The following is a 6,178-nucleotide window of genomic DNA, read 5'->3' as shown; positions in this document are numbered from 1 at the left end:
GTGTGCAGGTCCGAGTGGCATACCCCACAAAACAGAATGTCAATCTCTACATCTTTAGCCGTTGCCTCCCTCCTGTCAATACTCAATTGTTTTAATGGCGCTTCAGCCGACTGAGTGCCATATGCTTTTACTTCAAACTTTTCCATTATCGTTGTTGGTTTACGTTGTTATATTCTTCGTCTGTTACAGGTTCCAGCCAGGTTACCGGGCCGTTTTCGGTGATATTGCTGATCGCAATATGTGTAAGGCTTTTATCGGCAGTTGCGCCATGCCAGTGCATTACATCAGACGGGATCACTACCACATCGCCTTTACTCAACGATCTGGCAGGTTTTCCTTTTCCTGGTAATACCCTTCGCCATCGGTTATTAGCAAGATCTGCCCTGCAGGGTGTGTATGCCAGTTGTTTCTGCAGCCCGGCTCAAACACCACATCCCCAACCGAATAATGTCCCGTTTCATCTTTCGGGACTAAAATATTAACCCATGCCGTTCCGCTGAAATAATCTGCCGGGGCTTTATCTCCTTTCGGGAAAATGGCTGTTCTGTTTTGTGTTGTTTCCATCTATGATTCTTTAAATAGCTGTGCCTGTTTATTGTTTAACAATTGCAGGCTAACTTTGTGTCTCATCGGGAGCAATTTATTTTTGCTCCATTAATGCTCACACAAAGGTCTAAGCTATTCTCTAATAGATGGGTATACAGATTACTGGATTACTTACCAAAATCACTGATTGGTGAACAAGTGTAAAACAAGTTTACGAACAAGCTTAATTGCAGTGGTTAAGCCAATCAACTAGCCTGTTGATGGCATTTTGAACTGGCTTATTAGATGATAGACTTTGCGCTGCATCAGCACCCCAGATCGCCGTAAAACGTTTCTCCGAAAAACGGTTCAGCTTTTCGCAAACTGTATCGGTTCCACATGCTTCATTGCTATGGATCTGGAAAACTGGTTTTCCTTTGCTGTCAATATTTACACGAGAATAAGCGATCACTTTGCCGCCCTTTTCTGCAATTCCAATGGGTAATCCAAAATCAGAAGTAAGCACCTTACCAGAACCATTTGCATGTTTAACAAGCGCTAAACTATTCTGGTAAAGGTTTATAACCGATTTCAAATCTTCCAAATAAACTTCTCGAAGCTTGATATCCTCTTTTTTTATTTCTGTTGCTCCCATAACGTTAAACTTATTCCACAAAATTATAGAATAAGAATAAAGGGATACAGATACAAAAATGTTATTATTGAGCGATACAGATTTAAAACATACGCCAAAATCTTCTTTTCTCCAGAAAGCGAAACTCAGATTGTGATTGTTAAGAACAACTTTTAGTAAATTTGAATTATGACTACGTTAACAGTAAATATTGACAACAAAAAATCTGAAAAAGCAGTTAAAGCTGTTTTAGAGGCTTTAGGACTAGATTACAGCGTAGCTTCAAATTCAGAAAAAGTTCTACGGCCGTTAAATAAGACCGAACAGAACATTTACAACAATCTAGCACGTTCCTTCGAGCAAATCAAATTGCATCAGGAGGGAAAGATTAAACTTCAAGATGCAAAAGCAGCTATATTGGAGATTGAAGCGGAACTTGATCAATAATGGCATTCGAGATTGTTTTAACCTCCGATTTTAAAAAAGAATTAAAGCAAATAGCAAAAAAAACATAAAGGAATTTTAAGAGACCTAAATGCTTTAATTGAAGAATTAGAAGAGAATCCGATTATAGGAACTGATCTAGGTCAAAATTTGTATAAATAAGATTAGCAATTTCTGGAACAAATAAAGGAAAATCTGGCGGTGCCAGAATCATAACCATGTTTTAATAATTAGTGAGACTGTATATCTTACCGACATTTATTTAAAAAACGAACACGATACGGTTGATGTCTCCTTAATTATTCAACGTCTAAAGAACACCGGTTTGCTCTAAAGCATTCCTGCAATTTTTTTCATTTCTCTTACTTTGTTGCTTTCTCCTCACCCTTCCCCTCCTTTTCCTCAACCCCATCCTTTCCATTATTAAATTCCCTTATCCCCTTGCCTAAACCACTCATCAATTCCGGGATCTTCTTTCCACCAAAAAGCAAAAGAACTACAACCAAAATAACCAGGATCTCTTGTGTGCCCAATGCCGCCAGTAATGTATTATGTAACATGTGTTATAAAATTTATGATATTAACCTGATACAAGAATAACAACCCCAGATTAAAATGGCATTAAAAACAAATCCATGTTGCGTAACTTTACCTATATTATCGCACAATATGAACTGGATCACAAGAGAGCGACCAAAAATAGACAGGATTGCATGCCCATGGCTAATCAAAAACTTCATTGATAAAGACGCTCATTTCTTTTACGTGCCTTTTGATCAGGTTATAGAAAAAGCTGCAGCGTTAAACGCCACACCTTTTGACGTTCCCGGCGTGGAGCTTACACATAAAAACGACCTGTGCACCTTCGATGCGCTTATAAAAAAATACAACCTCGATGACCCTGCCCTCGCCATAATGGCCCCCATTGTTAGAGGTGCAGATACCGACCGCCATAACCTGGCAAGTCAGGCATCCGGCCTATGGGCAATAGCCGCCGGAATGGCTTACAACATTAAAGACGATCAGGAGCTTTTAAAAGCAGGCATAGTAATTTACGACGCCCTGTACACCTGGGCCACACACCTCCAAAATGTAAAGCATACAGAAAGCCCCGTAGAGCAGCTATTAATAGAAGTATACCAGAAGTTCCTTAAAAAAAGCAGTACAGATAAAGTACCGGCATGGGCAAAAGAGCTGAAAACAATTATTCAGGATCAGATAGATACGAATCTTGCTTTAAGCTTAACCGGGATCTCTAACGAATTAAATGTGAATCCCGCATATGTATCCAGAGAGTTCTCCAAATACTTTGATGACCTTTCATTTGGCGAGTACATCAGGAAACTTCGCATAAACAAAGCAATTGCCTACATAGAAACAACCGATTATTCGCTTTCAGAAATTGCTTATCTCACAGGTTTTTCAGATCAAAGCCATTTCACCCGAATTTTCAAACTGGAAACGGGTATTAAACCTTCCCAGTTCAAAAAGAACAGGAAAGTTTAGTTCTTTTTCTGCTGACCAGGTGCGTATGGTTTTGCAGATTTCGATCCCGTACGTTTTTTCGCTTGCCCCGGAGGTACTTTACCACTATTTCCTGCGGTTCTTTGCGTATAGCACGACATTAAAAACATCATACTGCAAATAGTCAATACAAAATATATCTTTTTCATATTCATTTTTAGTCTGTATTGCTAATAACATGCCACAAATAGTAAATTCTGTACCAACAGTTAAATCTGTTCTATTTTAATTTTTCGCGATGCAGTACCATTGTTCATGCAAATTCAAATCAACAAAATACGTTTCGCAATATGCTGTATCTGCAGCCTGTTTATTTCTACAACCACTTCAGCTCAAAACCCGCAACCAACTTATCCAAAATTAGCTGGTTATGTAGGCATTGTTCATCCTATTGTATCCTTCAGTTCCGATGGCACCCATACCAACTTCAAAGACAGTTATATAGTTGGCTTGCCCATAGGCATCAACATTTGGAAAAGCGCTAAAATCGGTTTTTCCAGCGAAATAGTGCCGCTTATAAAGGCCACAAGCGCAAGCAGCAAGGTCAACAATGTGCTGTTTCACCCAGGCATCTTAGTTGCCCTGGGCAATGGATTTACTTTTGCCGGTCGACTCGCTTTTGAAACTTCAGGCCGATATGGCCTTACCCCAGTATTCAACAAAGTTGTAAAGAAAAACAAAGGCAGCAGTTACTTTGTAGCCATTCCCCTTCCTGCACGTTTTGGTAACGATCAATCTTCGTCTTACGGCGTAGGCTTTCAGTTTGGGATCGCATTTTAACAAGGACATGAAAAACAACGCAACATATAAATTAACCGACCTGGTCGTCTACTTTTTAAAGCTTGGCACCTGGGGTTTCGGCGGACCAGTTGCACTAGTTGGCTACATGCAGCGGGATCTGGTTGAGCAAAAAAAATGGATCTCTGAGGAGGAATACAAAGAAGGTCTTGCACTCGCTCAGCTGGCACCTGGGCCTTTGGCCGCGCAGCTGGGTATCTACATGGGTTTTGTTCATTACGGATTACTGGGCGCAACATTAGCAGGACTTGCTTTCGTAATCCCTTCCTTTATTATGGTGGTTATATTGGGTGTTGCTTATAAGCTCTATAGCGGTTTACCCGGCATGCAAGCCGTATTTTATGGGGTAAGCGCCTCGGTAATTGGAATTATCACGGTTAGCGCTTATAAACTGACCATTAAATCTGTAAGTAAACCAAACCTCGAAGCTGTTAAATCAAATTGGCTGCTTTGGGTATTTTACCTGTCCGGTGTGATCATTACTGTGATCATCAAGAGAGAAGATATTTTATTTTTTATCATCTGCGGTGTGGTTTACATGTTGGTTAAAGCGCCACCGCAATGGATTAAACGACCAGCCTCAGCTCCTTCCCTGATTTTACTGAGCGTTGGTTTCTGGCAATATGAGGGTAAAACACTGCAGCAGATTGGCTGGTTTTTCTTAAAAGCCGGTGCGTTTGTATTTGGCAGCGGACTGGCAATTGTTCCTTTTTTACATAGCGGCGTAGTTCAGGAATTTGGATGGCTTAATGAGCAGGAGTTTTTGGATGCTGTGGCTGTAGCAATGATTAGTCCCGGTCCCGTAGTCATTACAGTTGCCTTTATCGGCTATCTGGCAGCGGGTTTTCCTGGCGCTTGTGTGGCGGCATTGGCTACTTTTTTGCCTTGTTACCTTTTTACCGTTGCCCTGGCTCCTTCTTTTAAAAGGATTGCAAAAAATCCCAGTATAAAGGCTTTTGTTGATGGCATCACGGGTGCTGTAATTGGCGCACTGGTAGGTGCAGTGATCATTATAGCTACACGTGCAATTATAGATATACCAACTGCTACCATTGCTCTATTTTCTGCTCTTGCTTTAATTTATATCAAGCAGATCAAAGAACCCCAGTTAATACTACTTGCGGCAATAATTGGTGTGGCTATAAAAGTCTTGTAAAGCCCCGCAAAAGACCTAAATATGAAATAGGAAGAACACAAACACCGATGCACCCATTTTGTACCTCAGAACTTTAAGCGCATTAGAGATCTGCTTTGAAACAGTTTGTTCCGAAATCCCCAGTTGCTCTGCAATTTCCTTATGTGATAAGTTCTCTTCCCTGCTCAGCAGAAAAACTTCCCTCATTTTAGGAGGCACCGTACCGATGTATATAAAAAGGCAGCGAAATTGGTATCCTGTAATATGGTTTCTCGTTTAGTCCATAAGGTTGTAAAAAACTCCTGAATGATATCTTTTGCTTCTTCCTCGTCATTTAATTTCTTAAGTGCAGAATGTACAACAAGCGGTAATACCGCTGATAGATCATGGCATAAGCGGTCTGATCTCCATTCTTTAAAAGTCCGGTTAGCTCCTGATCCGAAAGCGTTCTGTAGCCTGCCATTTGTTAATTATACCTTTACAAATTGTTAACCCTTAGTAACAAATTTGTGTAATATTTTAATAATCACCACTATACAGAAGCAATATTTTTTCGCACTTCAATCACATATTCTAAAATTCATTTACCTTTACCATGCTATTTATTATGGAAATACTGATTGTAGAAGATGAACCAAGAGTTGCCAGCCTGATTAAAAGAGGGCTAGAAGAGCAGGATTTTAAAGTTACCCTCGCATTTGATGGTGAGATGGGAAAAAAACTAGCCCTATCTAAAACCTACGACCTCATTATCATGGACATCATCCTTCCCAAAATAAACGGACTCGATCTCTGTAAGGAAATAAGAGCTGCCCACCCCCATCTTCCAATAATAATGTTAACCGCTTTAGGCACTACCGACGATAAGGTTGACGGATTTGATGCCGGTGCCGACGATTATCTGGTAAAACCGTTTGAGCTCCGAGAACTTCATGTACGCATTCGTGCGCTGCTTAAAAGGAACAACAACAGCCTGGCAAAACAAAGCACTTTATTAAAATATGCCGACCTGGAATTAAACAACCAGACAATGACTGTAACAAGATCCGGAACCGAGATTGCGCTTACCCCAAAAGAGCTAAAATTGCTCGAATACATGATGCAAAACGCAGAAAGAG

At 40.4% G+C, this 6,178-nt stretch carries 12 protein-coding genes and 1 pseudogene; 5 read left to right on the top strand and 8 right to left on the bottom strand.

Annotated elements, in window-relative coordinates:
• Positions 1-145: 145 nt before the first annotated feature.
• From AC1DDX_RS21255 to AC1DDX_RS21245, 3 genes are all read right to left on the bottom strand, one after another.
• Entirely contained in the window at positions 146-319 is a 174-nt protein-coding gene (locus AC1DDX_RS21255; protein ID WP_477622552.1) for a cupin domain-containing protein, read from the bottom strand.
• Positions 316-564 carry a cupin domain-containing protein gene (locus tag AC1DDX_RS21250; protein ID WP_477622551.1) on the bottom strand — a complete coding sequence of 83 codons (249 nt, stop codon included), beginning with the start codon at positions 562-564 and terminating at the stop codon, positions 316-318. The genes AC1DDX_RS21255 and AC1DDX_RS21250 overlap by 4 nt, the downstream gene beginning before the upstream one ends.
• A 205-nt stretch (positions 565-769) precedes the next feature.
• Positions 770-1,180: a hypothetical protein gene (locus AC1DDX_RS21245; protein WP_172663250.1), complete on the bottom strand. Its 411-nt coding sequence runs from the start codon at positions 1,178-1,180 to the stop codon at positions 770-772.
• A 168-nt stretch (positions 1,181-1,348) separates the two neighbouring features.
• Here AC1DDX_RS21245 and AC1DDX_RS21240 point away from each other — a divergent pair, with 168 nt between their 5' ends.
• Positions 1,349-1,606 carry a hypothetical protein gene (locus tag AC1DDX_RS21240; protein WP_288884207.1) on the top strand — a complete coding sequence of 86 codons (258 nt, stop codon included), beginning with the start codon at positions 1,349-1,351 and terminating at the stop codon, positions 1,604-1,606.
• Between the two features lie 359 nt (positions 1,607-1,965).
• Here the strand turns inward: AC1DDX_RS21240 and tatA are convergent, their stop codons facing one another.
• The gene (tatA, locus tag AC1DDX_RS21235; RefSeq protein WP_172663253.1) at positions 1,966-2,163 is read right to left on the bottom strand and encodes a twin-arginine translocase TatA/TatE family subunit; all 198 of its coding nucleotides are present in this window, start codon (positions 2,161-2,163) and stop codon (positions 1,966-1,968) included.
• Positions 2,164-2,272: 109 nt separating this feature from the next.
• Here tatA and AC1DDX_RS21230 point away from each other — a divergent pair, with 109 nt between their 5' ends.
• Positions 2,273-3,109 carry a chromate resistance protein ChrB domain-containing protein gene (locus tag AC1DDX_RS21230; protein ID WP_337714854.1) on the top strand — a complete coding sequence of 279 codons (837 nt, stop codon included), beginning with the start codon at positions 2,273-2,275 and terminating at the stop codon, positions 3,107-3,109.
• On the opposite strand, the gene AC1DDX_RS21225 is transcribed toward AC1DDX_RS21230, so the two are convergent.
• Positions 3,106-3,276, bottom strand: coding sequence for a hypothetical protein (locus tag AC1DDX_RS21225; RefSeq protein WP_172663255.1), 171 nt, complete (start codon positions 3,274-3,276; stop codon positions 3,106-3,108). The two genes, AC1DDX_RS21230 and AC1DDX_RS21225, sit on opposite strands and share 4 nt — an antisense overlap.
• Positions 3,277-3,382: 106 nt before the next feature.
• Here AC1DDX_RS21225 and AC1DDX_RS21220 point away from each other — a divergent pair, with 106 nt between their 5' ends.
• Together AC1DDX_RS21220 and AC1DDX_RS21215 are read left to right on the top strand one after the other, a co-directional pair.
• The gene (locus tag AC1DDX_RS21220) at positions 3,383-3,907 is read left to right on the top strand and encodes a hypothetical protein (RefSeq protein ID WP_216854492.1); all 525 of its coding nucleotides are present in this window, start codon (positions 3,383-3,385) and stop codon (positions 3,905-3,907) included.
• 7 nt (positions 3,908-3,914) lie between these two features.
• Positions 3,915-5,081, top strand: coding sequence for a chromate transporter (locus AC1DDX_RS21215; protein WP_288884203.1), 1,167 nt, complete (start codon positions 3,915-3,917; stop codon positions 5,079-5,081).
• A gap of 15 nt (positions 5,082-5,096) precedes the next feature.
• Here AC1DDX_RS21215 and AC1DDX_RS21210 read toward each other — a convergent pair whose 3' ends face one another.
• From AC1DDX_RS21210 to AC1DDX_RS21200, 3 genes and pseudogenes are all read right to left on the bottom strand, one after another.
• Positions 5,097-5,267 (bottom strand): sigma factor-like helix-turn-helix DNA-binding protein, encoded by a 171-nt coding sequence (locus AC1DDX_RS21210; protein ID WP_337714856.1) that lies wholly within the window; start codon positions 5,265-5,267, stop codon positions 5,097-5,099.
• A pseudogene (locus AC1DDX_RS21205) lies at positions 5,264-5,377 on the bottom strand (hypothetical protein); the annotation flags it as partial. The pseudogene AC1DDX_RS21205 and the gene AC1DDX_RS21210, both read right to left, overlap by 4 nt.
• A gap of 17 nt (positions 5,378-5,394) precedes the next feature.
• Positions 5,395-5,523 (bottom strand): hypothetical protein, encoded by a 129-nt coding sequence (locus AC1DDX_RS21200; RefSeq protein WP_337714858.1) that lies wholly within the window; start codon positions 5,521-5,523, stop codon positions 5,395-5,397.
• Between the two features lie 144 nt (positions 5,524-5,667).
• Between AC1DDX_RS21200 and AC1DDX_RS21195 the strand changes: the two genes are divergently transcribed.
• A partial coding sequence (locus tag AC1DDX_RS21195) for a response regulator transcription factor (protein ID WP_477622550.1) occupies positions 5,668-6,178 on the top strand: 511 nt, incomplete at its 3' end.

The organism is Pedobacter sp. 10L46_2 (genome assembly GCF_056395165.1).
The sequence above is the reverse complement of the archived record's forward strand: the minus strand, read 5'-3'. Positions and strand labels throughout refer to the sequence as shown.